Here is a 26046-nt window from a genome sequence, read left to right as displayed (position 1 = left end):
TGACACTTTATTTACCCAAACCTAAATATTTATTGATTTGCTTTGAGAGAATTCTCGTAATGAATACGATAACTCTGATTACTCGGTTCAATATCAAATGCTTTTTTACTCACTTCAATAGCACGCTTTATTTGTCCGTCTTCCAGTAATGCAACGCCAAGGGTGTCTAAAAGCTTAGGGTTCTCTGGACGCAAAGCCACTGCTTTTTGCGCATAGTCAACAGCCTTTTGACTATTACCGGCTTGAGTATAAAGCCATCCAAGATTGTTTAATGCAATAATGTTCTCTGGTAAGAACTTTACAATCATTTCATAATGCTCAATTGCTTTTTCTGGCTGGATATCCATGTAACTCTCAGCTAAACGCCCCCTTACATTGACATCATTAGGACGTTTCGCTAAGTGCTCTTCAAGAAAATCTATTGCGGAGTCAGCGTTCTCTAAATTAGCTTTCGCTTTCGCTATTAAAATTGCAAAGCGACCATCTAAACTCGCATTATAAGACTCTTCTAATAACGGCAACGATTCCTTAATTTTGCCTTCTGCAAAGAGTATTTGGCCATTAATACCTTTGACCGTAACCAAAGATTTAACTTGTTCAGGGAGATTATTCATCAGCCTTTTTGCAACAGATACATTACCACTCATTAAACTGTAATGAACTTCCATTACTTTAAACTCAGGGTCATCTTGATGATACCCCAAGGCTCGCTTAACTGTATCTAACGCACCGGACAAGTCCCGAAGGCCGTCATTGATATAGATCGCTCCCGTCCAAGGCTCTCTTCTTTTTGGTTCAAGTTGTTGCCAACGAGAATAAACATTCAAAGCATCTGTTGGTTTATTAAGCGCTAAATAACTATCAGCTTGAGCTTTCCAAAAGAAAAGAGGCATATCCTTAGCGGGCTTTATATTCTCTAAAATACCTAGCGCTTTTTGTGGTTCAACATTAAATACCAGTGCACGAGCATAATTGAGTTGCTTCATTAAATCATCTGGCTGCTTTTCATACATGGACTTAATTAAATCCAATGCTTGCGATTGTTCATCTTTGCCTTGTCGTGAAGCTTCAATAAAATAATCAAATGAACCTTGAACATACTCTGGATTATTCTGCGCAGCTGTTTTAAGAAGACTAAGTGCCTTATCTTCATTTCCATTTTGTTTAGCTAACTCAGCCAAAAATTTTAATGAAGCAGGATTATTAGGCGCAAGTTTAAGTATTTCATTATGAGTTTGCTCTGCTAGTTGATTTTGTTCAGACACTTCATAAATTTCAGCCAAAAGGTTGTAGGCGGTTATTTGTTCTGGTGCAAACGCAATCCAATTTTTTGCAACGCCAACCGCTAATTCATATTCGCCTTCACTCACATATGCTTGAGCTAAAACCAAACGTGCTGTTTCCATTTCAGGAGATAGTTCTATGGCCGTTATTAAATTTTCTTTTCCTGAATCATCTTTAAGAGATAATTTTAGAATACCAACACGGGTTAACTCTTCCGCGTTAGTTGGCTCGGTTTTTTTAGCCAATTCCAACATTTTTCGCGCTTTGGAATCATCTCCACTTTTTATTAGATCGAAACCAGCTTGGGTAAACAAAGTAACATCATTCAGATCATAACTTCCCATACCACCTAAAGTTTGCGCAGCATCAGTGCTATAGCCTAAGCGCAATTGGATTTCTGCGAAAAGCCTTTTTGCAGGATGTGAATCTGGAAGGACATTTTGTACTGCAGCTAAATGGTTGTGAGCTTGCTCTAGCTTCTGTAAATTATAAGATGAAACACCTGCAATAAGTCGTGATGTGGGTGAATTAGAGCCCGCTGAAATAGCCTTTTCCATGGATGTTTTTGCGGCAGCGTAATCTTTGTCATGGAATTGTACGATACCCATAAACTCATTTAATTTAGAATTATCAGGTAGCTTTTTAAGTAATGTAGTAGTTAGAGACTCAGCCTTGTCGTATTGCTCATCTCTTAGTAGTGCATCGATTAACAAAAAATTACCCTGAGCATCACCAGGTTTCTGCTCAACATATTCAGTGAAGTCTTTAATCGCAGTTGCATAGTCCCGTTGCTGCATGCTCAATTGTCCCTGCAGCAACACCGCTTCCATAAATTTCGGGTCTTCAGCTAGTAACTCTTCAAGAATGATTAGTGCATCTGTAACTTCACCATCGTTTAGTGCGTGATGCGCTCTTCCTAAGCGGCTATAGGATGAGTTAGGATAAAGTTCAGAGGCTCGCTTAATAGCTAGTTTCGCCCGCGACACTTCGTTTTTTCTAAATAAAGCTAAGCTTTTATATACCTGAGCGATCGCTTCAGTCTCGCTAGTGAGCCCAGTTAAACGCTCTACCACTTGAATTATTTCGTCATCTCGCTGTAAAAAATTGAGCGTACCTAAATAAAGAGGTAAAACTTCATTTTTAAAGTACCCTCCTTCAAAAGCTATCTTTAGTTCTTTTTCCGCAGAGTTCGAATTACCCCGTTTAAAATATACCGAGCCTAATAAAAATCTTGCTCTTAAGTTTTTAGGATCTGATGACAATGCATTCTTGAGTACGATTACTGCACTTTCGGTGTCATTTTGTAAAATCGCTTTTTCCGCTTCATCGATGTATTCGGAAGGTGTTTTTTGACTACACCCCATCATTACCAGAACAACAAGCAATACTCCGTATTTTTTAACTGAACACATATGTTTCTCTTTAAAGTTGGTATGAAATTTAGGAATTAGATAGGCCCGAATAGGGCCTATCTATGATGATTTTATCATTGAAATAGCTCAACAACTAGGCAATAAGCCCACTGGAATCTATCAAAACTTTAGTATTTAAATGGGTTTTATCAAGGCCTTTAAACTGCTTATGGTTAACCAATACAACCACTATATTAGCTCGCTCCAGAGCTGTTTCAATGGGTAACAATTCAATATCCGCAGCAACTAATTTATCCGGTAATGCATGGATATTAGGTTCAACTGCAAGCACTTTGCCCAATCCCATCTGCGCTAACCGGAGAGTAATATCCAAAGCAGGACTTTCACGCAAATCGTCAATATCAGGTTTGAATGCCAATCCTAAACAGGCAATTACAGGTCGTTTAAATTCGTCAGCAGCTTTTTGAACTTTGCCAATAACAAAGCCTGGCTTGCCGTCGTTAACTTCTCTAGCAGTACGAATAATTCTTGCTGTTTCGGGAGCCGAGTCAACGATAAACCAAGGGTCTACAGCTATACAGTGCCCACCAACACCAGGACCTGGCGTCAATATATTAACCCTTGGATGACGGTTAGCTAATGCAATTAAGTCCCATACATTGATATGCAATTCATCACATATCATCGATAACTCATTTGCAAAGGCAATGTTTACATCGCGGAAGCTATTTTCAGTGAGTTTGGCCATTTCTGCAGTGCGAGCGGTGGTTTTCAAACAGTTCCCACGTACAAACACATCGTAAAGCTCAATGGCTTTGTCACTGCATTCCGCGGACATACCACCGATAATACGGTCATTTGATACCAACTCTTCTAACACACGCCCAGGGAGTACTCGTTCAGGACAATGTGCCACAAACATATCAGGCTCTTGGCTACTGTGTCCGGGGAAGTGCAAATCTGGACGAAGTTCTTGTAACCAAGCAGTCAATTTTTCAGTAGCGCCTACAGGAGACGTTGACTCTAATACAATTAAATTACCTTTTTCCAATACCGGAGCAATGGCATTAGCCGCTTTTTCAATAAAACTTAAATCGGGTTTTTTACCTTCTTTAAAAGGTGTAGGGACGGCTATCATAAAAGCGTCAGCTGGTTCAGGTGTGAGGGAGGCTCTTAGTTTCCCCATAGTCACAGCAGCTTGAACAACCATGTCTAAATCAGGTTCAACAATATGTACCTTGCCTTGATTAATTGTATCAACAGCCTTTTCAGAGACATCAATACCAATCACTTCTACACCACGAGAAGCGATGACTGCGGCAGTGGGCAAACCAATATACCCCAAACCAATAACTGAAACTTTAGCAAATGCCATGTTTTTCCCTTAGTTATTTATAATTAAATCCGCTATTCGTTGACATGCTTTGCCATCTCCATAAGGATTATGGGCGAAAGACATTGCCTGATAAGCTTTCTCATCATTTAACAGCGCAAACGCATTTTCAACTATTTTATCGTAATCCGTACCAACCAATTTAACCGTACCGGCTTCAACTGCTTCTGGTCTTTCGGTTGTGTTGCGCATTACCAATACAGGCTTACCAATAGAGGGCGCTTCTTCTTGCACTCCACCAGAATCGGTAAGAATAATGTGAGCTCGGCTCATTAGGTACACAAAAGGAAGGTAATCTTGCGGATCAATTAGAAATACGTCTGGCGTATTTGCTAACAAACGATTGACCGGCTCTTGTACATTAGGATTTAAATGCACAGGATAAAGTACCTGTACGTTTTCTTGCTCGGCTAAGGTTTTTAACGCCCTACATATATTCTCAAAGCCATCTCCAAAACTCTCGCGACGATGGCCGGTGACGAGAATGAGCTTTTTACTTGCATCCAAAAACTCAAATCGACTGGCAAGTTCGCTATTCAATGCTGTATTAGTGGCTATTTTATTTTCCACCTGAATGAGCGCGTCTATGACGGTATTGCCTGTGACAAAAACAGAATCTTTAGATATGTTCTCCACCAACAAATTAGCTTCAGCTTTTGGCGTGGGTGCGAAATGCAGTTTGGTTAAGGCACCGGTTAATTTGCGGTTTATCTCTTCAGGCCAAGGACTATAGATATCACCGGTTCGAAGCCCAGCTTCCACATGACCCACAGGTATACGTTGATAAAATGCAGCTAAGGATGCTGCAAAAGTGGTTGTGGTATCACCATGAACTAAAATTAAGTCTGGTTTGGCTTCACTGAAAACATCCCGTAATCCCAACAATGCCCGAGTGGTAATGTCGTATAAATCTTGCCCAGGTTGCATTAAATCTAAATCAAAGTCTGGTGTCAGTTCAAAAAGCGACAATACTTGATCAAGCATTTGACGATGTTGTGCGGTCACACAAACTGACACATCTAACTGGCTATGTTTTTTAAGCTCAATTGCTAATGGCGCCATCTTTATCGCTTCAGGACGGGTCCCAAACACCAACATAATTTTTTGATATTTCATAATGACTCTTTATTGATTAGGTAAACTAGACTTTGGTTTCTACATATCCGCACAAGGCACCAAATGTCTCGAATATATCAGCGCTTATTTCATCATCATCGACCTCAACACCAAAAGTGTCTTCTATCGACGTTAACACTGTTACTACCGCCATTGAATCAAATTCAGGGATTGCGCCTAACAGGGGAGTTTCTTCATCAAATTCAACATCACTGGATAATTGTAAAACATCAATTAATATTTCTTTCACAGACGCAGCTGTATTCATACTCTTAGTACCTGTATTATTATAATTTTTTCGCTAGATAGAGCATTAATCTCTATCATCCGTTAATGTATTGTTCCATTATTTAAAGTAATAAGAAATAGTTGCAACCCATAAACAAGAGATAAGTATTAAAAATGGTAACGTTTTTTGATGAGTTAGTATCGGAATCAGCTAAACAGCATGCTCAAAAGTCTGCGTTAATTTTCAAACAAACGAAAATGACTTATGAAGAACTTGAAAATAATGTTTTGAATTTGGCCTGTGGTCTTCAATCTATCGGGGTAGAACGGCACGATCGGGTCGCGGTTTTCCTACCCAAATTGCCTGAGACTATCGTAAGTTTATTCGCAATTAGTCGCGCAAACGGTGTGTTCGTTCCAGTGAATTCGGTTTTAAAAGGGCCGCAAGTTCGACACATCCTAAATGACTGTGATGTCAAAATTCTGATTACTAGCAGTGACAGACTTAAATCTCTTGAACCGGTATTATCCAACTGCCCTGCTCTACAACAAGTAATACTCACCGACAAACTACCCGCGTTTAGCATTGATGGCGTGTCTTTTTCGTTACTCTCAGATTTACCAATTCAAGCGTTGAAACATGTACATCGCACCGACAATGACATGGCTGCCATCTTGTATACATCAGGCAGCACTGGCAGACCCAAAGGGGTTGTGTTGTCTCATCGCAATATTGTTGTAGGGGCAATTAGCGTCGCCGAATACTTAGAAAATGATCAATCAGATGTGCTTTTAGCACTGCTACCTTTGAGTTTTGATTATGGACTAAGCCAAATTACTACTGGATTGTTGTGTGGTGCAACCGTAGTGCTAATGGACTACTTTTTGGCAGGTGATGTTGTGAAAGCAATGGCGCAACATCAAGTCACCGGTCTAGCAGCTGTGCCGCCGCTATGGCAACAATTAATGAAAGCTAAATGGACAACAGAAGCAACCGAAAATTTACGCTATTTCACCAATTCCGGTGGTGCTATGCCGCAGGTAACCCTAACCTCGATTCGCGCAACATTCCCCAATGCAAAACCTTACTTGATGTATGGCTTGACTGAAGCCTTTCGTAGTACTTATTTGGCTCCTGCTTTAGTGGATGACAAAATCGGCTCCATGGGTAAAGCCATTCCTAATGCAGAGGTAATGGTTGTTAGAGAGGATGGCACTGAATGTGATGTCGATGAGCCCGGTGAACTGGTCCACAGAGGTCCTCATGTCAGCCTAGGCTACTGGAACGATCCGGCTAAAACAGCTGAACGATTTAAACCTGTGCCCGCTCAGCTTGGCGGTTTAGTATTGCAAGAAATGGCCGTTTGGTCAGGAGATACGGTTAAACGAGATGATGAAGGCTTCCTGTACTTTGTAGGGCGCAAAGATGAAATGATTAAAACTTCGGGCTACCGAGTCAGCCCAATGGAAGTTGAGGAGGCATGTTATCAAGGAGCCAGTGATATTGCTGAGGCCATAGCCAGTGGTGTAAAGGACTCTGAGCTGGGGCAAGCCATTACGTTATTGCTTGTACTCAAAGAAAATGCAAAACATTCCGAAAAAGAAATATTGGCGATGTGCAAAAAGGCCATGCCCAATTTCATGCACCCCAAATACGTCGAATTCAGAACGTCGCTTCCACGCAATCCAAATGGTAAAGTTGACCGCAGTTTGCTTAATAAAGAAGTAAAGGAAAAGTACGAAAATGTCTAAACCCACTCCCGTGCACGCCCCTATGGACCAATTCGAGACCGATCATCAGCAGATTTTAGTGGGTGGAAAAAATCTTGACACCATCGAAGCAATGCTTGATAAATCAGTGTTTTATGCTTACGACAAAAAAATCGTAAAAGCACAAATAGACAAATTTAATCAAGCAATACCTGACGCAATAAAATTACATTATGCAATTAAAGCCAATCCCTACCCGCCACTGGTGAATGCCATGTGCGAATGGGTAGAGGGCTTCGATGTAGCATCGCAAAAAGAAATGTTAATTGCTATCCAATCTGGTATGCCGGTAAAAGACATTAGTTTCGCAGGTCCAGCCAAACAACAAGCTGAAATTAAATCCGCTATTTGTGCCGGTGTCACATTACATGTGGAATCAGAGCTGGAACTAGCGCGGGCCATCGAAATAGGTCAGCAAGTAGGAATATTGCCGATCATTGCGTTTCGCGTTAACCCTGCCTTTGAGCTCAAAGCCTCGGGTATGAAAATGGGGGGTGGTCCGAAGCAGTTTGGTATTGACGAAGAACGTTTGTTTGAAATTCTGCCAACACTCGATTACAAAAAAATACAATTTCGCGGTTTCCACATATTTTGGGGATCTCAAAACCTCAAACAAGAAGCTATTATTGATGCCCATAACAATACATTCGAATTAGCCCAGCGTCTTTTAGATGTGACTCCAGTTAGCGTCGAAACAATTAATTTAGGGGGTGGCTTTGGTATCCCATATTTTCCAGGAGAAACTAGATTAGACCTTGCACCAATTGGAGATAATCTGGCGACACTGTTGTCTAAATATCCAAATTTAGCTCAAATGGAACTGATCATTGAATTAGGTCGATTTGTGGTGGCCGAAGCTGGAATTTATGTCAGTAAAATAACGGATAAAAAAGTGTCGCGGGGCCACACCTACTTAATGACCAATGGTGGTTTACATCATCACCTTTCAAATTCAGGTAATTTTGGTCAAGTGATTCGTAAAAACTACCCAGTGGCAATCGGTAATAAAATGAATCTAGGCCAAGGCACAGAAGCCGTTACCGCCGTCGGTCCTTTATGCACTCCCTTAGATACGCTAGCCGACAAAATGATGTTAACAGACCCGCAAATAGGCGATTGGTTGGTGGTATTTCAATCTGGTGCTTACGGTCCAACAGCAAGCCCTCAAGACTTTTTAGGCCACCCACATGTAGTTGAAATTTTGCTGTAAATTAATCTGGCTTAATAGTTTATGAAATTTAATAAGGCTGGCGTTAAAAAGCTTGCTATCGCTTGCGCTTTTTTCGTCTTTATTGCTTCTGCAGTTGTTCTGATTTTTCTACAAACAGATTACGCAAAAGAGCTAACAATCAAAGGCCGTCAGTACGTACAAATTAATCTGCATAAAAATTGGGGAATAAGGCTTACGCTGTTAAAAAGTGCTGACTTGTTCCTCAAACTCATACCTCAACCATCACTGATTCCGTTTGATAAAGAAGCCTCTGGGGTTGGAGTTGACCATAACAAAATAATTGATTCTCACAGTATTAAAGCACTGTCATTACTCGCTTCCAATTTTTACCCCGTGCAAAACGTCGAAGAGTTACGATCTGCAATGTTGAAGGCTCGAAAAGGCGATGTGATTCTGCTCTATCCAGGTCATTATTCTATTCTAAAACGTCTTGAAGTGAGACACCACGGTAGTCAAGACAGTCCTATTCGACTATTAAGCAGCGTGCCGGGTACCAGCATTTTGGAAATTAAAAATACAGAGGGTATATATTTAAATAAAAGCAATTGGCGCATTGAAAATCTCACATTCCAAGGAGCCTGTGGTCAACAAAGATATTGCGAACATGCAATCCATATGTATGGTAATGCTGATCAAACCCAACTAATTAATAATCAATTTATCGATTTTAACGCCGCCTTGAAAGCCAATGGAAACTACCAACAAAGCCCCGCAGTATTTGCTGATAACGTGTTAGTACAACACAATGATTTTTATAATCAAACCTTACGAAAAACCGACACCCCAGCGACGCCAATAGATGTGGTAGGAGGAAACAATTGGCTTGTTGATAACAATTTCATTGCTGACTTTGCTCGCCAATTAAGTGGTAGAGTTTCAGTAACATACGGAGGGTTTATGAAGGGCGGAGGCTCAGGTGGTGTGTTTAGCAATAATGTGGTGAATTGTGCGTGGCATTTACCTTATCAATCGAGCTTAGATGTTCGGGTGGGCTTATCATTCGGAGATGGTGGCACTCAGGATCAATTTTGTCAAAATACAGATTGTGAGTATGAGCATTTTGCGGGAAAGATAAAAAATAACTTGGTGCTTAACTGTATCAATGATGTGAGCATCTATCTCAATAAAGCTGCCGACACAGAAATAAGCGGAAACACCATATTGAACTCTGTCGGTATAGATGCTCGCTATAAACAAACTTCAGTGAAAATATTTGATAATAGATTAAATGGGCGTATTAATGCCAGAGACAATGCATTTATAAGTCAACGAGACAATGTTATGGTTAAATAACAGCTCACAGCCTACTCAGTTAAAATGAAAAACTTATTTTTATCTTTATATTCTTTAATATTTTTCACGCTGCCTTCTGAAGCACAAATATTCGACAACAGTGTTACCTTCAATTACGCCAGTAATATGGCCCAAATATATTGGCCTGAAGGTAATTTTGCTAAATTCCATAAAAAGTATGCCCGGCATTTAAATGAGTTTGAAGTTCAGGATCTGGATCGTGAGCACACTATTAGCATCGACCTATCGTCTGTTAAATTAACTAATCCACTAATGATTACCATTTCCGCCGCCCCAGGAAACAAAGGCGTGGCCGATTTCCACAGCGTTGAAAAAGGTGGATACAATGCACCTCAATTAACCTTTGTAGAAGGCGATAAAAAGCGTTTATTGTTAGCGGAAATAGATACCTTTGTGGCTAAAAAAAATCGTAAACCAGATGGATCTAAGTCGATTATTAAAGCTGGAGGTGGACATAGTGTGCTGCTGAAATTCCAGTTTAGCGAAGATATCGATTGGCAATCTTTGAAAAATCTTAAGTTACTTCTCACCACGACAAAACGTCAGTACGGCAAGTCGACGCTGCAAACAGATCAAATAGATTATGTTCCGCCATCTCGGCTGCCAGAAGTTAACGGGATTGCACAAAAATACATACTAGATAAAGGAATTAAACAAGATAGCGCAGTTTATTATGCAGATGATTTTGACGAGCAAAGTTGGTTAAACGAGATTAAGAATAAAATTGGCATGTCTGAACCCAAATGGCAAAACACTGGAGAGTTACAATTTATAAAACACAAAAACGTTAGACACTTTACTGGTCAGCCCGGCAACAGCGTGAATATTCAATTTAGAACTTCTCGTAATCTAGCCGGTAACCTCGACTATTATTTTGCTAAGGAAATTGGACGTGAGCCCGAAGAAGCTTATTTTAGATATTATTCGATGTTAGCTCCAGGCGCTAAGGTTAGTGGTGGTGGAAAACTGCCAGGCTTCAGCGGCACATACAACAAAGCCGGCTGGGGTGGTCGGCCAAACAATGGAAAAAATGGGTGGTCGGTACGTGGATCATTTTTTCAAACTGTGCCTTCATCAAACCTTGAATGGGGAGGCCGAATGCCAATCGGTAGTTACCTTTACGAAGTGGATACCAAGAACAAATATGGCAAAACTATATCTTGGGGAGACGAGTTATCGACAATGAAACCGGGACGCTGGTATTCAATTGAACAATATATCAAATTAAATACCCCTGGTGATAACGATGGTATTTTCAGAGTATGGATAGATGGAATACTCATTTATGAACGGGAAAATATGCACTTCAGAGATACGGATAAACTTAAAATAGAAAAAGTATGGTTAAATTATTATTTTGGTGGCGTCGCTAAGCCTAAAAACAACTTCAATATGTATCTCGATAATATCGTTATTGCATCAAGTTACATTGGTCCAGTTAGAAAATAGCCGCCTATTTAGGCGGCTAAGATTAAAAGTAGAATTCCATACTCAATTGAACAAAATCATCACGGCGATATTGATAAATAGGTTCATCTGGCGTATCGCTAGAGAAAAACCAGGCATCAAGACGCCACTTCCAGTTGTCACTGATTCGACTGGATGCTTCAATAAAGCCCGAACGACTATTAGTTTCATCTAAATCTTGCACAATACCAAACAGAATTTCAGTGCCATCAATATCATTGTAGACAATGCGGGTACCAAGCATTAAATCATTCTGCGACGGTGTGAGCAGAGTATTGTCCCGACCATCATATTGGTACTCCATCAGCCACCCCAAATCAAATTGAGTGTCAAACACACCAACAGTGGTATATTCAAATCCTCCCACTAACGCAGTGTAATCTTCAGCTGTAGTTTTACGGCTTATTCCTTCAAACTTAATAAGCCAAGATCCCATTACCGCAAGAAGATCGATACCAGCCTGTTGCATTTGAGGATAATAAGGTCGAAGCAAAGCCGAGTCTTCATTTAATTCAGGAACTAAAATAGGCTCTCGAGAAGTACCATCAAAGTAAGAGACCCCAACTTCCCACATTCCTAACGTGTGCTGCCAACGGGCTGCCCAATCAACATTATTTTCATCATCATCCGACTCATAGAGTGGATTATCAGTATCAACGTCTAGCGCGAACCTTGGTCGTCCATCTAATCCGGCAAACGTACGTTCACGAAAGTAAGGTAAAACGAAGACAGAAGTGGTTCCCCAATCTCTAATTAACGAAAGGTTGACCATGGGTTGGCCAAGCTTATCTTCACCATCAATGGCTTCAATCGAATCAGTTTGGTTAATAACATCAACCAGATGTAAGGATTCTGTTTGTCCCCAAAACACTTTACCCACGCCGGTACGCATTTCCCAACCGTCACCAACGTGCAACCAGATAAGTTCGCGAATATCAGCATGAGTTCGCTCATCGTCGTTTTGATCTATGCGATAAAAAGGTTTGAACGAAATGCTATCATCGCCATCATTGAAAGCTTTGTAGATTTCAGCATACCCGTAGATAGAAAAGTTCGCACGGTCCTGCTCTTCATACAAAGCATCCTGCAAAAAATAACGTTGTTCAATCACTGCTGAGCCGCGAATTTCAATATCACTGGCGGCTGAATTAGAAGCAGTAAATAACAACGCTAAGCATGTTAGAGCAGCGGTACTACCTCGCCCGTTTGAGACTATTCTTGTCAAAGTCACTGTCCTCTAGTCCAGTTTTAAACTCAATTTCATGGGTAATAAGCTCGGTACTTTTACCATTTTGCTCATTAAACATTTCAGTGCGCAATGCACGCCAATATTTATCTAAGTATAAAGTATACTCATCTAATTCAAGGGTTTTTAATAAACTATTTTTCTTATCAAAGTACTCTATTTTGTAAGGGATGTATCGTTCTTGATCTATCCAAACCTTTTGTCGAGTGTAGCCAGAAAACTCATCTACAGGTGTTTGTTCAACCACAAACATTTTTCGATTTTTGTAGGTTTCATCAGTAATATATTTAAAAGTATATTTCTCAACTTCAAACGCTGTCATATCTTCATACGCAAATTCACTGCCCATAAATGGACCAGATTTATTGCGCGATGCAATTCGCTTGACTCGTTTTAACGCAGGCAAATAAATCCATTGTTCATCGGGCTTTTTGGCATGAGAGAAATTAAGAAATGCGGTTCCATTTACATCTTTGGGCTCATCAAATATAGTGAGCGACTTGTCCCCCCCATCTAGATTTTCAAGCCCATGCAAACGCATCGCCCGCTCAGTTTCTTGCCCTTGAGAGTTGCGCAAAATCATAGTTAATTGAGCCACAGAATCTCCCCAACCTCGATCTCGCAATTTACGCTCTTTGGCGATTTCTAACCCTTTTTCCTGTGGCGATTGTGCCAACCCTTCTTTGCCGATTGTGCATAACATGAATACAGTAAAAAAAAGACCGAAACGTTTAATATGAATTTGATTAAATTTCATTGCTTGCTTCCTCAGACAAATTTTGTTTGTCAAACATCAATAGAAAAGCGGGTAAAAACAGGAAATCGACAGCTAAAGCAACGACAATAATAATACCTGTTAACAGCCCCATATCAGAGTTTAGTGCAAAGCTGGATAAAGTTAAGACAGCAAACCCTAAAGTTAAAACCACAGTGGTTACCCAAAGCGCTTTACCAACACTTTTAAAAGCATATCGCACGGCATTTTCAGCAGATTCACCGTGTTGCCGCGCATGCTGGTATTTACTTAAAAAATGAACGGTGTCGTCGACTATTATACCTAAAGCCATACTTAATACGACTGACAAGCCCATATTAATTTCGCCCGAGTATAGTCCCCAAATGCCAAAACCAATTGCTGCTGGTAATAAATTGGGGATTAAACTTATGGCCCCCATTTTCCAAGATTTCAGCGCAAACATTAAGATGACACTAATTAAAACCAAAGCCAAAACTGTACCTCTAAGTAAACTATTCATATTTGCTTCACCGATGTGAGCAAACATTAAGTTTTGACTACCAGCAGTTAGGCGCAATTCTGGGGCATTTTCTTCGACCCACTGATAAGCTTGCTGTTCAAAAGAGGTAATTTCTTTACTGCCTAAGGTTTGCATAGTAACAAAGATTCTAGTTCCCGATTTATCAATATTTAACTGATTATTAAGGTCTAAGTTAAACGGTAGTGACATTTCATAAAGGAGTAAAAACTGTGCGGCCAATGGCTGGCTTTCTGGCAAACGATAATACGCTGGGTCATCGCCATGCATATTTTTATTAAGCCGTAAATAAACATCACTAATTGTAGATACGTTGTCCACCTCTGGTCGTGCTTTTAACCACTGACTAAATTCATGAATATGTTTCAGACTGGTCGGCTCGTTAATTCCCGACTCTTGTTCGGTAAATAAAGCAAAATCTATTGTTGTCATACCGCTTAAAACTTGCTCTTGATAATCTGCGGCAATTTTGAATTCCGCACTATCATCAAAATATTCAACAGGAGTGTCATTTATCTTGTTCATAAGTGACGTACCTATAGCGGCAACAACCACTACAACAGTAAAGGGTAATATACGTTTATGGTGGGCTATTACCCACTCTCCAATCTTTACGAAGCTATCATTGCCGCTATGTGATGCTTTAGCTGCTTTTATTGGCAAAACTCGCAGTATAGAAGGCAGAAAACTAATCGACATAACAAAGGCTATCATCACACCTATTGCGGTTAATGTGCCTAAATCAGCCAGCGCAGGGACATTTGAAAAGTTTAATGTTAGAAAACCAATAGCAGTTGTCGCGCTGGTGATAAAAATAGGCTTGATATTCAGTTGCATACTAGTTTCGATAGCTTCTAATTTTCCTTTACCTTGTCGTAACTCATATAACAAAGACGCGATAACATGCACACAATCGGCCACAGCTAACGTCATAACCAAAGTCGGAACGTTAACTGTTGCAGTGGTTAAATCAAACCCAATCCAGCCGCCGATCCCCATTGTTGAGACAATTGAAAGCGCAACCACCAACAACGTCACAAAGGTGCCAACAAAAGACCGTAATAACACGCCTAAAACCACTAAAATAACAACAAACATCAAAGGTACAAGGGTTGAAGCATCGCCTTTCGCCGCGGTTTCAAAAGCAGAATTCATAAATACAATGCCGGTATGATGAAATTCATGGTCGGGATATAACAATTCATACTTGGCAGTTAATTGTTTTAGAAAATCAACAATCTCAGCGGTTTCTTTGGTCTTATCCCCATCAGGAAGATTAACCGTCACGGCCACAAGCGCGACTTTTCCGTCCGCGTCTACTAATCGATTAAGTAAATTCGGTTCTACTAAAGCAACACTTTTTACTCGCTCAACCAACGCATTATCGATCTTGTCGGAATCAAGTATTAATTGCTCAACTATCATGTCATCGTCTTCAGCCCAAGTATGCTGAAAGTTGGCGATTGAGTCGACGCGACTAGATAAGGGCGTTTGCCAAGCGTCTTCGGTAAAGTCAGCTATTAATTTTAAGGTAGTTGGGTTGAAAACATTTCCCGTTTTTGGCGAAATTAGGATATTGGCGTTTTCGTTTTTACTAAAAATAGCCTGCATCTCTTCAAATGCAATTCGCTGCGGGTTATCTTTCTCAAAATAAACTTTATAATCACCGTTGAAGGCTAATTTCTGCGCACCTGCCCCACACAGGACAATAAATATTAGACTTAGAAATATTGTTAACCAGGGTCTATTTAAAACGGTATTCAACCACAAACTGCGCATTTTTAATCCTCTAAGGGGGGTAAATTGATCGCATTGCAATGCATTAATATTAATTTGCAACAATACATCAATAAGCCAACAAATTCTTTATAAAGCAGATGTTTAACATAATAGTTTAATCCTTCAACAAACACCTAATTACTACCCCATACAATTTTTCATGCCGTATAAAAAAATATTTTTTTATACTTTCCAACTCATCAAAAGAAAAACATAAACCTTTGTTAAACATATATTTAATCTTAACCCGCTGTCTATTTAGCAGTAAATTTCGGACATCTTTATCACAGTTTGTTTTGATCTTTTGTTAAAAACATGTAGTATTAATCTCAACTGGTCAGATGAGCGGATGTGTTAACAATGAGTATAAGAACAAGTTTAAAGAAAGTTTTACCCCCAATTTCAGTTACCGAGCAAGAAGCCTTGGATGCTGGTGATGTTTGGATTGAATCGTCAATTTATCAGGGGAAGCCTGACATGCAGGCCCTTAGAGATATTCCGGCGGCAAAGCTAACTAAAGACGAGCAAGCCTTTTTAGATGGGCCGGTTACCGAATTATTGGCAATGGTTGACGATTTTGAATTACAAAATAGCAAACATATTCCAGATGAAATTCTCACTTTCTTAAAAGTGAATAAATTTTTCGCTTTGATTATTCCTAAGAAGTTTGGAGGATTAGAATTTAGTCCTTATGCAAACTCAACGATTGTAGCCACTATTGCTGCGACAAGCGGTGCCATTGCGGTAACCGTTATGGTTCCTAATTCCTTAGGCCCTGGTGAGCTATTAATGCACTATGGTACTGAAGACCAACAAAATCAGTGGTTACCAAAGCTAAGTGTTGGCGAAGATATCCCTTGCTTTGCATTGACTGGCCCTGAAGCGGGTTCCGATGCCGGTGCAATTCCAGATGCGGCATACGTCACTAAAGGCACATGGGAAGGCGAAGAAGTTATTGGCCTAAGTGTTAGTTGGGATAAGCGTTACATTACCTTAGCTCCGATTGCCACAGTACTTGGCCTTGCTTTCAAAGTATTTGATCCAGACCATTTAATTGGTGATTCCCTAGAACTTGGTATCACCTGCGCGCTGATTCCTAAAAGCCATCCAGGTGTGGAGTTAGGTAATCGTCATGATCCCATGGGTGTGCGTTTTTATAATGGTACCACTCGGGGTGAAAACGTATTTATTCCAATGGACTTTATCATTGGTGGCCAAAAGAATATTGGTCGTGGATGGCAAATGTTAGTGGCCTGTTTAGGTGCCGGCCGCGGTATCTCATTGCCTGCTATGGGCGTTGCGACTGCACAAACTGCATTTAAATCTACTGCGGAATATTCGTTCGTACGTGAACAATTTGGTGTACCTATTGGTCGCTTCGAAGGTATTCAAGAAAAACTAGCTGACATTGCTGGAAAAACCTTTGTGTTAGAAGCGATGCGAGTTTTAACAACTGAAGGCCTTGGCTTAGGGCTTAAACCATCGGTTGTCACAGCTATTGCCAAATACCACATGACAGAATTAGGTCGCGATGTACTCAATTCAGCCATGGATGTGCAAGCAGGTAAAGCGATTCAACGTGGTCCTCAAAACACCTTGGCAAATGGATATTCGGCACTACCAATTGCGATAACGGTTGAAGGCGCGAATATTTTAACGCGTAACCTGATGATTTTTGGACAAGGTGCGATGCGTTGCCACCCTTACCTAAAAGAAATGGTTGATTTAATTCACAGTGAAGATAATTCGGCTGATAGCGAATTCAATAAAGTGTTAGGCAAGACGGTTAAATTCAGCGTGGCGAACTCGTTCCGTTCAATGTTGAATAGCTATATACCTTTTGCACGTTCAGCGAAAAGTGCGATGCCTGAAGTGAAAAAGTACGAAAAACGGCTAAATGCACTGTCGGCAAAACTTGCTCCACTGGCTGACCTTTCATTGTTAGTATTAGGTGGTGATCTGAAAAAAGCAGAGCTTTTATCTGCACGTCTAGGTGACATCATGAGCTACACCTATGCTGCCATGGCTGTTGTACGCTTTTATGAGCAAAAAGTGTCTAATCGAGCTGAAGCGTTACCCTACTTCGAGTACGCAATTCAGTGGTGTTTACAGCAAGGTGAACAAGCGCTGGTTAATTTTGTTAACAACTTCCCGAATACTGCTACCCGCGGTTTGATGAGAGTACTAACAAACACTTATAGCTCTTCGGTAAAAGGAATTTCTGATGATTTGGTTCGTCAGCTATCTGCGGCAACTATGCAGCAATCGAGCATTAAGAGCGAATTAACACATCTAGTGAAATCTAATGTAGGTGATGGAAATTACATTAACGAACAAGCGTTCGATGCAAAACATGCGGCCATGCCTGTTCTGAAGAAGATTCAAAAGCAATTACGTCAAACTCCTGTAGTGCCGGCTTTAACCTTCGAACATATCGTGAATACCTTTGCTGACAAAGGTCTGTTAAGCACTGCTGAAGTTGCTTTAGTTATGGATTACAACGACAAACGTAAATTGGCCGTAAGAGTAGATGAATATACATTTGATTTAGAACTAGTGGATATACATAAAGCGCCCGATTCCCAGCAAGCTGACGCAGCTTAGGCGAATAACCGTTCAAAAAGCAGATAATAATATCTGCTTTTTTTTTGCCTAACTTTTACTTAATTTACCCCTCTGATGCAGGATAATTGCTGCATTGATAGCATCGGCCACAAAAAAACGCTACCATCACGGATATCCGTAAAGAATATTGTTTAATCAATATTTAGACACGATCCCCATCACAAACTCAAGATTATATAAGGTTGGATTATACGTAATGGCAAACGAGCGATTAGATAACGATCTTCCTAACATCGTTCTAGATAAAGAAGATAGAGAAGCTTTTCAACGCACAAGAGCGAAAGAAAAAACCAAATCCAAAAAATCAGGCGACTCCAATAAGGAAGATAAAAGTGGTGTTTCGGGTGCTTGGTTATTTTTAGTATTGCTGATTGCATTGGCAGCTTGTGGCGCAAGTTATTGGCTTTACCAACAAAAAATGCAAAGCGATGCTGAATTAGCTAACGCGATTAGTCGTGTAGCAGAATTAGAAAGACGCCTGTCTGCCACAGGTGAAGAAATGGACCAATCGGCTGGTGCACTTAGAGTAACTGTCTCTGAACTAACGGAGAAAACAGATGAGTTATGGGCTCAAATGGACAAGCTTTGGGCCTCAGCTTGGCGCAGAAATCAAACTGACATCAATCAACTTGCTGAAAATGTAAAACAACAAAATAGTCAAACTCAGAAGAAGTTAGGTGTCATGGAAGGTGACTTTTCAACTGTCTCAACTAACTTAGCGATATTACAAGAGCAACTGTCACAACAAGCAAATGAGTTATCGCAACTTAGTACTTTGTTAGCGGAAGTGAAATCTAGCAGTAACAATAGCGCCAGAGAAGTAGGTGATATTCAAGCGAAGCTCGTCGCTCTAGATCAAGTTAATGGCGCATTGACTCGCCGTGTCGCTGAATTAGAAAAATGGCGCAGAGATGCCCAAATCACCACCACGGTTCCCTAATCAATTTGAAATAACTGTGTAGTTAAAAACAAAAGGCTCAATATTTGTAATATTGAGCCTTTTGCTTATAAGTACTGACATTTAAAACTAACAACCCCAACAATATTCACTGGATGATAAAGAGCTACTATTGTCTTTATCCCAGGCTTTTCTTCCGTCACTGTAGAAATAAATATTGCCATCAGCGGCTTGAGAAGTGCCAGACACAGGTGTTGCGGTTATCATATAACTGTTTCCCGACGTCGAAACGCTTTCAATAGTTAGGTTATACTTTTTGTTGGCTGCTGGTTCAGATGATGGAGAATAATCATGAAATATAGCTGGTTTCCCCGTATCCGCAGCAGATTCAGCAGCTCCTTTATAACTATAGGTCGACGCTTTATGGCGCTCCATAGCTGCGGCTAAAGCCATTAAATCAGACTGGGCAGCACCTCTGTTGCTGGTTTTTAAAAAACCTTGATAACTTGGATAAGCAATACTGGTGATAATGCCAATTATGGCAACTACTATCATCAACTCAATTAACGTAAAACCCTGATTTAAATTACGTTGCATCATCATTCCTCTTGTCACTCTCTTTCAACTTCAGTTTTCCAACTGTTTTTCAACACTCGTTCGAAACGTCCATAAATATTTTCAGCTAAACACTCAAATGCGGTACCACATGCTATTGGGTCTCCATCCTCATCAACGTCAATCACTGCTGAGGTACATTCAGTACCTAAACACACCACAGGTGTCGTAATATCTTCTATTAGAATTTTAGTCTCAGGCGCGATACCCGTTTGTTGCAGTTGTGCATATCTGTCTTCATTGGACAAGTCGTCATCATAATTCAAATCAGTTACTGCGTTAGCATTGACTAGATTAACTAGATAAGCACGACTGTTCCCTGTGGGAGGTGCACAGGCGCTATCACTTGCTGACGCGGGTAAGTAGGTGGTGAAAAACAACTTATAATCAATAATTAGTGGCGAGGCTAATACCTTTTCACCACCAGCTCCTAGGGTTAAATACCAACCGTGTTTACTGGCGAACTCTGATGTTGCAATTTCCTTAACGGTATCATCGCTAGAGGTCAATGTATGAGCAGTGGCATCAAATAAATCTGAAATCAGATAGGGTGTTGCTGGTAAGGTATAATTACCATCTTCATCAAGATTAAAAACACCTTCGTCTTTAATCATGTAAAAGTGATCCTGAATTACACTATTTAGCGGTTTAGCTCGAAAGCCTGAACCAACAGCCACAGCGTAAAAGTGATCATTACCGAGGTTGATTTCTGACACATCTGGACCATAAAAGAAGCGTCTATTATCAGCCGCTGCATCGCCACCAAATTTGGCCATTACAGCTCCTGTAACAAGCTCGCTTACACCATTACCATTATGTATATCTAGTCTGAACAGCTGACCGCCCATATCAGCAACATACATATGATCTGCAACACCGTCCCCTTCCCTGTCAATCACAGATACTCGAGCAGGAATACTGTACTGCATATCAGTAAGCACTAAATCTGCATCAGCATTACTCGCACTCCAAATCAAACTGCCAGTATCAGCGTCTACCATATAGACCGCGTTACCAACAGAATCAGCACTGCGAATTTCTTTATCGTCTTGCGACTCATCATAGCCACCAGCAAAAATTAAAACATCTTTAGTGGTAGAACCTATTTTCACTTTAGTAACAGTAGGCCTTGACCAACTTTGTCCTAACTTTTCAAAGCCAGTGCTACCACCACTAATTTCAAATTTCAGTGCAGGTTGGGTTTTATTGGTAATATCAAATGCATAATAATTGCGGCCACCTCTGCGCATTCCTACATAAAGGTAAATACTGTCGTCAACATTGCGTAAGACCATATCGCCATCTAAACCATAAATATGATTATAAGATGAGCCGTCTTTATATAAATCATACTGATTAGTTAACAGCTCTTTGGGCATAACCGCAAAGTTTTCACTGCCCGAACTTGGATCAAATGAATGCAATAAACCGTGGTTAGTAGCGACTAAAATTGCACTATCTGTGGATGAATAATTAACGATAATAGGCTGAGAATGAATCGGGTCTCCCATAGCCAAGCGAATATCAGTGTAGTCGCCGTCCCCATCTTCATCTCTAATATCTACGCCGCGTACCCATTTAAGAATATCCGTACGCAGTTCATCCGCATCAGGTAAGGCTGAAATAGCTAAGTCATCTTTACTAATATTAGAATTACTTTCATGTATTTGATTCGCATCAACGGCTATAGAACCGGTACCTTCAAACGCATATATATTGCGCGTCAGATTCATTCTGCTTGCCGCACCACCTTCTCTAACGTCATTACCATCGGCTAATACAGACCAGTAGCTATGCGCATTTTCAGAAAAGAAACCAGTACCTTCATCTACTGCCTCTATACCATTTTGATCTAAAACTTGATCACCGTCGATGCGATAACGTTTCAAGTTTCCAGGCCATATAGCGCCTTCTGAAGGTTTAAATAAAGCAAAATAAAGCTCATCATTGTGGGTCAAGCGATTTAGCTGGTTAACCGCAACACCAGGAGACACGAAGGTCGTATTAACATCTTTAACCGTTTTTAAAATTGATGAGAAAGCGGTAACTAAATCAGCGGAATTATCGGCTTCATAGAAACCTCCGCCACCATTGATAGCGAGTTGGTTTAAAAAAGCACTGGCACTGCTGCTGGTGGCAAACCCAATGGTGTGTGTGATAATTCGAGTATCGATGACAGAGTCACCCAAATCACCGATATTTTTGACCAAATCTACACCGCATTTCTCACCACCACTTCCGGAGCAATTTTTCCCTAGCAAAGCCTCAATTTTTGACTCGCTGTGATTGTAGTTTGCTTCACCATCAGAGAGTAAAACAATATGGTTATTGGTCTGACATTGCTGATCTTGAATCGGCGTATCGTATACCGCACCTGAAGGTATGTACTCACCAACACAATAGCTAGAACTTAAATTATCTTCAGTACATCCATATGGAAGCACTGAATTATCGCCGATATAAGACAACCGGTGACTGACACGAGTGCTTCTGCGCACAGAAGATGACACTGAACTAGGACCACGTTGTAAGCCATAATCTACCGCTCGACCACCGTAATAATTTGTAGCCTCTAATAATGTATCAACTATGGGGGTATAACCATTTGCGGTTAATTCATCCACTTTACCAATCAAGTGCTCTCTTACCGTTGAGGTACTTCCTGGTGTAGATAATCCTTCATATTCAACCACTAAAACGGGAGCTGCAGAGGGTTTACCATTATATGAGTAGGCACCTCTAACACCGGTGATATCAGACACCACAAAGGACATATCATTCCCCGACTCCCAATCCCCTCGATTAACTAACTCCTGCACAATAGAAGACAAGTCTGGGGTTTCATAAGTGTAGTTCTTGTACCAACTTGGAATGCTTCCCCAGGTCACAGACGCCGAAGTTTTAGGGTCGTTTCGCAAGCGATACCTTGAATAATATTTAAAGTTACCAGGGTCGGCTTGATTAATACCTTTAATAACAAAAGAGGCACCACTGCCTGTGCGGTTTTGATATGCTGTAAAACGAATATAAGCGTTAGTGATTATTGCATTTTGTGGTAGTGCTAAGCTTCTAAATCGCATACCTACATAAGCGTTATAAGACGGATTGAAAGTTAACTCTGTCCCCGTAGATTCATAACCATTAGTGCGTTCTTCAGCATTATCATCGTTAGAAGCAACTTGATAAGTACTCGAGCCTCTCACGCAGCCGGGTGATGAAGAACTGTCATAGGCGACCACCAGTTGCACGCCCGAGCCCGAACCATCTTCAAAGGATTCGATTTTTCGGTTACTTGAACTATCCACACTTGAGCCTTCAATAATGACATTTAAGTCGTTTTGACCACACCACGTAGTTTGATCAATCACTTCTTGTATTACGTTGGTTATATCTGGTGAAGATATGGTTTGGCCGGCCAATGGCCAACTATTGTCGCTACTCCAATCGACCTCATTTGAAGTTAAAGTACGGGTGGAAATATCGAAACTATTACTATTAAAAGCAGTAGCATCAGGGACCCGTTCCGCGCGTATTTTAAAAGTAGTAGCTGAAGTATTTAGCTGTGCTGAGGTAAAACGCAAATAAGCGTTGGTAATAGTCGCGCCTTGAGGAATATTGAGCTCTTGAAAACGAAAACCACTGGTAACCACCTCAGTTCCATATGAAAGCCGGATTTCAGAACTAGTCCGGTTTACACTACCCAGTATTTCATAGGCGTCATCATTGCCCTCAATTATCGTTTTGGTTAGCACCGGTAAAACACTGGAGTCTATTTGGCTCACTGGATAGAGTACGGGGCCACCGTAATCGGAAAAGCGCATTAAACCTGCATTAATATTGGTTACCGAGCCTAAGGTCTCTTTTAACGCATTTTGAACCCGCAACATCCGCGTTTCATCTGTACCATCCTTTGAGTCCATACTGCCTGAGGTATCCATAATGAACAGTACGTTGGGATAATATTCAACAGCAGCATCAGAACTGCCTAAATAAATTTCTAAATCATCAGCAAATGCTGAAAACATAATCATGCTCGACAATATGCAAGCTAAACCAGAATGCAGCGCTTTTTTAATAGACATAAATACAACCTCGCTATTGTGACGCTGGCGCAAAAACGGATGCACTTAACGTATTAGCCACAGCAAACTTGGATCCTTCCATCCTTCCGCAACCTTTAATGATAAAAACATGACAATTAATGTTACTGCCACCAATAACATTGCTCGATCCTAAACACGCACGTTCTGCAATAAACGCTGTTCTGGACCAACTGGAAATGGCCGGATTATCATCGTATAGACCTTCAGCAACATGAACAGTATTAGTAGTCAGCCCATTGGCGGCGGTAACTGCGCGGTTTGTCCAATCGTCGTCATTGAAACAACTCATGTCATCATTAACCAAATCCACAGCGTCTCCCATTCTGGCTTGAGATAAGGGATCAAGTTTATCAGGATCAGAAAGTAACACTTCATCTTCAGATTCGAACACCACCCCAGCAATTGCAGATTCTGCTGCATCAAAAGCTAAAGATTGTTTCTCCATTGATACCGCCATTTTGTTTTGCATTAAACTACTGGATACTGAAGCCACACCAAGAACGGTTAAGCTCATTAACACCAATAGTGCAAATACCATAACTAAACCATGTTGTTTCATACTTTTATACTTCGCATTAGGTTCTTTGCATTTCGTAACGTAATTGTGGTTTCAAACAATTTAAACAGACGATTCTCGCTAGGAGAAATGGCTGTCTCATTTAATAATTTGAAACTCGGCACTGAATTTAAAAACACTTCAGCGTCACCTTTAATCAATACAGCAATTCGAATAGCCACAACTTGACCATTATCAGCTAAAATTGCAGGCAGTTGGTCGGCAGTAACGTAACTTACTGGCCGCGCAGAGTTGTCGCCAGTTAACAAATTATTGGTGTAACCGTATTGAACTTGAAAGCTTTCGACTTCATCCAGTAGGATCACTGGGGAATGTCCATCGTGTCCTACGGCCACTTTTTGTCCCCGTAACACACGTCCATCAAATCCCCTGCACTTTAGGGTTTTACCATCAACAAAGTATTCGTTAACCACGAAAAACTCTTCATCATCGGCATATCCTAATTTATAACCACGACAATCCGTCTTCCCTTGCATTGCTACAGCTACTTTGTCACTCGCTCCTGACGCCCCTTGGGCAGAACCAACATCATCAAAAGCAGCAAAATCCCCAGGCAGAATAACGGGGTGGTTTCTAACAAATGCACTTTCTAAGACAATATCTTGATCGGTATTTAATGCGGGGTCTAAGATGTCGTATAAACCCGACATTAGAAGTTCGTTACGCAAACGGGTAATAATAAAGCGTCCACTTTCTTGGGTAGACGACAAAGAACGGTTCAAACGTTCAGTCAAACTGTTGCTGACTAAAACTTGAATAATGGCGCCGGTAATCAGTAGTCCAAGCGCCAAGGTGATCATAATTTCGACTAAACTAAAACCACCTTGAGAACGATTAAATGCCCTCATAACAGCACATCCAACTTAACGCAATCACGAGCTTCATCATCTTCCGATTCACACTCGTCATTTAAGGTTCGATCAATATTTTTCCAATTTTCCACCGGCCAAGATAAAAGAATGCTCACTCTTGAACCTGTGCTGCACGCCTCGCCATCAAGAGCATTGTTATCTTGACAACTAACTGCCAAGGTTACCGATGGATTCGATGACACCGCCGAACAAGATGCTTCGTAACCATCATAAACAGCAAATTGAGCCGCAGAACATTGTCCACCCGCACAATCAGGTATCGCCGCCGGTTTAGTTAAACAGAAACAGTTATAATCCGAAGCTGTACTAGCACATGAAAGGTTATTAAAATTATACACATCGCTATCAAAGTAGTTTTCATCAACCACCAAACCATCACCAATTAGAGACATTCTAGCACTGGCTCTGAGCCTCTCACTTAGTTGCTGAGCAACCATTACCGATTGTGAACGGTTTAACGCGTCAGAATTAGAAAAAGAACTGATAAACTGCAAAGAAGCCACACCCAGTATGCCAATTGACAATATAAATAGCGTCACTAACACTTCAATCATACCTACGCCATGTTGACGCAAATAAATCTGTTGGTTAGTTTTGCTATTGATCACACCCATTCCTCAATTCTCGTTTATCTTGCCGAATTTAAGTTATCTGCAGCACCTAGTATAGCCAGTAACCTTGCTTCCTAAGGAAAGACTTGCTTGATGGTAGTAAATTTAGCCTATTTGACACAAGTTTTGGTTATCGTAAGTACGGCTTAGGTATGAAAATGAGGTAGTAAAGTATAATTTTGAGAGCGTTATAAAGCGGAGGTATTCAACAAAGACAGCCATATTAAGAAAAATTAAGGCTGCCTTCGTTATGCTTTTCAATACCTTAAT

The 26046-nt window shown here is 40.7% G+C and carries 18 protein-coding genes; 6 read left to right on the top strand and 12 right to left on the bottom strand.

Features of this window, described 5'->3' with window-relative positions; translation table 11 throughout:
- Nucleotides 1-29 precede the first annotated feature (29 nt).
- From prsT to VUI23_RS05515, 4 genes are all read right to left on the bottom strand, one after another.
- Nucleotides 30-2696: an XrtA/PEP-CTERM system TPR-repeat protein PrsT gene (gene prsT / locus VUI23_RS05530; RefSeq protein WP_342807235.1), complete on the bottom strand. Its 2667-nt coding sequence runs from the start codon at nucleotides 2694-2696 to the stop codon at nucleotides 30-32.
- Between the two features lie 94 nt (nucleotides 2697-2790).
- Entirely contained in the window at nucleotides 2791-4032 is a 1242-nt protein-coding gene (gene wecC, locus VUI23_RS05525) for a UDP-N-acetyl-D-mannosamine dehydrogenase (protein ID WP_342807233.1), read from the bottom strand.
- A gap of 9 nt (nucleotides 4033-4041) precedes the next feature.
- Nucleotides 4042-5166 (bottom strand): UDP-N-acetylglucosamine 2-epimerase (non-hydrolyzing), encoded by a 1125-nt coding sequence (wecB, locus tag VUI23_RS05520; RefSeq protein ID WP_342807231.1) that lies wholly within the window; start codon nucleotides 5164-5166, stop codon nucleotides 4042-4044.
- Between the two features lie 25 nt (nucleotides 5167-5191).
- On the bottom strand, nucleotides 5192-5434 hold the full coding sequence (locus tag VUI23_RS05515; RefSeq protein ID WP_216049989.1) for an acyl carrier protein: 243 nt from the start codon (nucleotides 5432-5434) through the stop codon (nucleotides 5192-5194).
- Between the two features lie 134 nt (nucleotides 5435-5568).
- Here VUI23_RS05515 and VUI23_RS05510 point away from each other — a divergent pair, with 134 nt between their 5' ends.
- From VUI23_RS05510 to VUI23_RS05495, 4 genes are read left to right on the top strand one after another with little or no spacing between them, the layout of a single operon-like run.
- Entirely contained in the window at nucleotides 5569-7146 is a 1578-nt protein-coding gene (locus VUI23_RS05510; protein WP_342807229.1) for an acyl-CoA ligase (AMP-forming), exosortase A system-associated, read from the top strand.
- The gene (locus tag VUI23_RS05505) at nucleotides 7139-8374 is read left to right on the top strand and encodes a pyridoxal-dependent decarboxylase, exosortase A system-associated (RefSeq protein WP_216049987.1); all 1236 of its coding nucleotides are present in this window, start codon (nucleotides 7139-7141) and stop codon (nucleotides 8372-8374) included. Before VUI23_RS05510 ends, VUI23_RS05505 begins: the two co-directional genes overlap by 8 nt.
- Before the next feature lie 21 nt (nucleotides 8375-8395).
- On the top strand, nucleotides 8396-9688 hold the full coding sequence (locus VUI23_RS05500; protein WP_342807227.1) for a chondroitinase-B domain-containing protein: 1293 nt from the start codon (nucleotides 8396-8398) through the stop codon (nucleotides 9686-9688).
- A gap of 24 nt (nucleotides 9689-9712) precedes the next feature.
- Nucleotides 9713-11158: a polysaccharide lyase gene (locus VUI23_RS05495; protein ID WP_216049985.1), complete on the top strand. Its 1446-nt coding sequence runs from the start codon at nucleotides 9713-9715 to the stop codon at nucleotides 11156-11158.
- 22 nt (nucleotides 11159-11180) lie between these two features.
- On the opposite strand, the gene VUI23_RS05490 is transcribed toward VUI23_RS05495, so the two are convergent.
- From VUI23_RS05490 to VUI23_RS05480, 3 genes are read right to left on the bottom strand one after another with little or no spacing between them, the layout of a single operon-like run.
- Nucleotides 11181-12401 carry a hypothetical protein gene (locus VUI23_RS05490; protein WP_252729368.1) on the bottom strand — a complete coding sequence of 407 codons (1221 nt, stop codon included), beginning with the start codon at nucleotides 12399-12401 and terminating at the stop codon, nucleotides 11181-11183.
- On the bottom strand, nucleotides 12370-13179 hold the full coding sequence (locus VUI23_RS05485) for an outer membrane lipoprotein-sorting protein (RefSeq protein ID WP_216049984.1): 810 nt from the start codon (nucleotides 13177-13179) through the stop codon (nucleotides 12370-12372). The genes VUI23_RS05490 and VUI23_RS05485 overlap by 32 nt, the downstream gene beginning before the upstream one ends.
- Nucleotides 13169-15475: an MMPL family transporter gene (locus VUI23_RS05480; protein ID WP_216049983.1), complete on the bottom strand. Its 2307-nt coding sequence runs from the start codon at nucleotides 15473-15475 to the stop codon at nucleotides 13169-13171. The genes VUI23_RS05485 and VUI23_RS05480 overlap by 11 nt, the downstream gene beginning before the upstream one ends.
- Nucleotides 15476-15835: 360 nt before the next feature.
- Between VUI23_RS05480 and VUI23_RS05475 the strand changes: the two genes are divergently transcribed.
- Nucleotides 15836-18079: an acyl-CoA dehydrogenase gene (locus tag VUI23_RS05475; RefSeq protein ID WP_303499553.1), complete on the top strand. Its 2244-nt coding sequence runs from the start codon at nucleotides 15836-15838 to the stop codon at nucleotides 18077-18079.
- Nucleotides 18080-18296: 217 nt separating this feature from the next.
- Nucleotides 18297-19040 carry a hypothetical protein gene (locus VUI23_RS05470; RefSeq protein ID WP_216049981.1) on the top strand — a complete coding sequence of 248 codons (744 nt, stop codon included), beginning with the start codon at nucleotides 18297-18299 and terminating at the stop codon, nucleotides 19038-19040.
- Between the two features lie 87 nt (nucleotides 19041-19127).
- On the opposite strand, the gene VUI23_RS05465 is transcribed toward VUI23_RS05470, so the two are convergent.
- From VUI23_RS05465 to pilV, 5 genes are read right to left on the bottom strand one after another with little or no spacing between them, the layout of a single operon-like run.
- Entirely contained in the window at nucleotides 19128-19595 is a 468-nt protein-coding gene (locus tag VUI23_RS05465; RefSeq protein WP_342807225.1) for a type IV pilin protein, read from the bottom strand.
- A gap of 14 nt (nucleotides 19596-19609) precedes the next feature.
- Nucleotides 19610-23695, bottom strand: a complete 4086-nt coding sequence (locus tag VUI23_RS05460) for a PilC/PilY family type IV pilus protein (RefSeq protein WP_342807224.1) — start codon at nucleotides 23693-23695, stop codon at nucleotides 19610-19612.
- A gap of 13 nt (nucleotides 23696-23708) precedes the next feature.
- Nucleotides 23709-24275: a PilX N-terminal domain-containing pilus assembly protein gene (locus VUI23_RS05455; RefSeq protein WP_216049978.1), complete on the bottom strand. Its 567-nt coding sequence runs from the start codon at nucleotides 24273-24275 to the stop codon at nucleotides 23709-23711.
- Nucleotides 24272-25141, bottom strand: coding sequence for a PilW family protein (locus VUI23_RS05450; RefSeq protein ID WP_216049977.1), 870 nt, complete (start codon nucleotides 25139-25141; stop codon nucleotides 24272-24274). The genes VUI23_RS05455 and VUI23_RS05450 overlap by 4 nt, the downstream gene beginning before the upstream one ends.
- Nucleotides 25138-25779 (bottom strand): type IV pilus modification protein PilV, encoded by a 642-nt coding sequence (pilV, locus tag VUI23_RS05445; protein WP_216049976.1) that lies wholly within the window; start codon nucleotides 25777-25779, stop codon nucleotides 25138-25140. The genes VUI23_RS05450 and pilV overlap by 4 nt, the downstream gene beginning before the upstream one ends.
- Nucleotides 25780-26046 lie beyond the last annotated feature (267 nt).

The sequence above is a fragment of the Alteromonas sp. M12 genome, assembly GCF_037478005.1.
Lineage (GTDB): Bacteria > Pseudomonadota > Gammaproteobacteria > Enterobacterales > Alteromonadaceae > Aliiglaciecola > Aliiglaciecola lipolytica_A.
The sequence above is the reverse complement of the archived record's forward strand: the minus strand, read 5'-3'. Positions and strand labels throughout refer to the sequence as shown.

Coding starts and splice junctions, on each gene's coding strand:
- VUI23_RS05470 (WP_216049981.1), top strand. CDS start 18,297: ATGGCAAACGAGCGATTAGATAACGATCTTCCTAACATCGTTCTAGAT.
- VUI23_RS05510 (WP_342807229.1), top strand. CDS start 5,569: ATGGTAACGTTTTTTGATGAGTTAGTATCGGAATCAGCTAAACAGCAT.
- VUI23_RS05460 (WP_342807224.1), bottom strand. CDS start 23,695: ATGTCTATTAAAAAAGCGCTGCATTCTGGTTTAGCTTGCATATTGTCG.
- wecC (WP_342807233.1), bottom strand. CDS start 4,032: ATGGCATTTGCTAAAGTTTCAGTTATTGGTTTGGGGTATATTGGTTTG.
- VUI23_RS05480 (WP_216049983.1), bottom strand. CDS start 15,475: ATGCGCAGTTTGTGGTTGAATACCGTTTTAAATAGACCCTGGTTAACA.
- VUI23_RS05475 (WP_303499553.1), top strand. CDS start 15,836: ATGAGTATAAGAACAAGTTTAAAGAAAGTTTTACCCCCAATTTCAGTT.
- VUI23_RS05500 (WP_342807227.1), top strand. CDS start 8,396: ATGAAATTTAATAAGGCTGGCGTTAAAAAGCTTGCTATCGCTTGCGCT.
- prsT (WP_342807235.1), bottom strand. CDS start 2,696: ATGTGTTCAGTTAAAAAATACGGAGTATTGCTTGTTGTTCTGGTAATG.
- VUI23_RS05455 (WP_216049978.1), bottom strand. CDS start 24,275: ATGAAACAACATGGTTTAGTTATGGTATTTGCACTATTGGTGTTAATG.
- pilV (WP_216049976.1), bottom strand. CDS start 25,779: ATGGGTGTGATCAATAGCAAAACTAACCAACAGATTTATTTGCGTCAA.
- VUI23_RS05515 (WP_216049989.1), bottom strand. CDS start 5,434: ATGAATACAGCTGCGTCTGTGAAAGAAATATTAATTGATGTTTTACAA.
- wecB (WP_342807231.1), bottom strand. CDS start 5,166: ATGAAATATCAAAAAATTATGTTGGTGTTTGGGACCCGTCCTGAAGCG.
- VUI23_RS05495 (WP_216049985.1), top strand. CDS start 9,713: ATGAAAAACTTATTTTTATCTTTATATTCTTTAATATTTTTCACGCTG.
- VUI23_RS05485 (WP_216049984.1), bottom strand. CDS start 13,179: ATGAAATTTAATCAAATTCATATTAAACGTTTCGGTCTTTTTTTTACT.
- VUI23_RS05505 (WP_216049987.1), top strand. CDS start 7,139: ATGTCTAAACCCACTCCCGTGCACGCCCCTATGGACCAATTCGAGACC.
- VUI23_RS05465 (WP_342807225.1), bottom strand. CDS start 19,595: ATGCAACGTAATTTAAATCAGGGTTTTACGTTAATTGAGTTGATGATA.
- VUI23_RS05450 (WP_216049977.1), bottom strand. CDS start 25,141: ATGAGGGCATTTAATCGTTCTCAAGGTGGTTTTAGTTTAGTCGAAATT.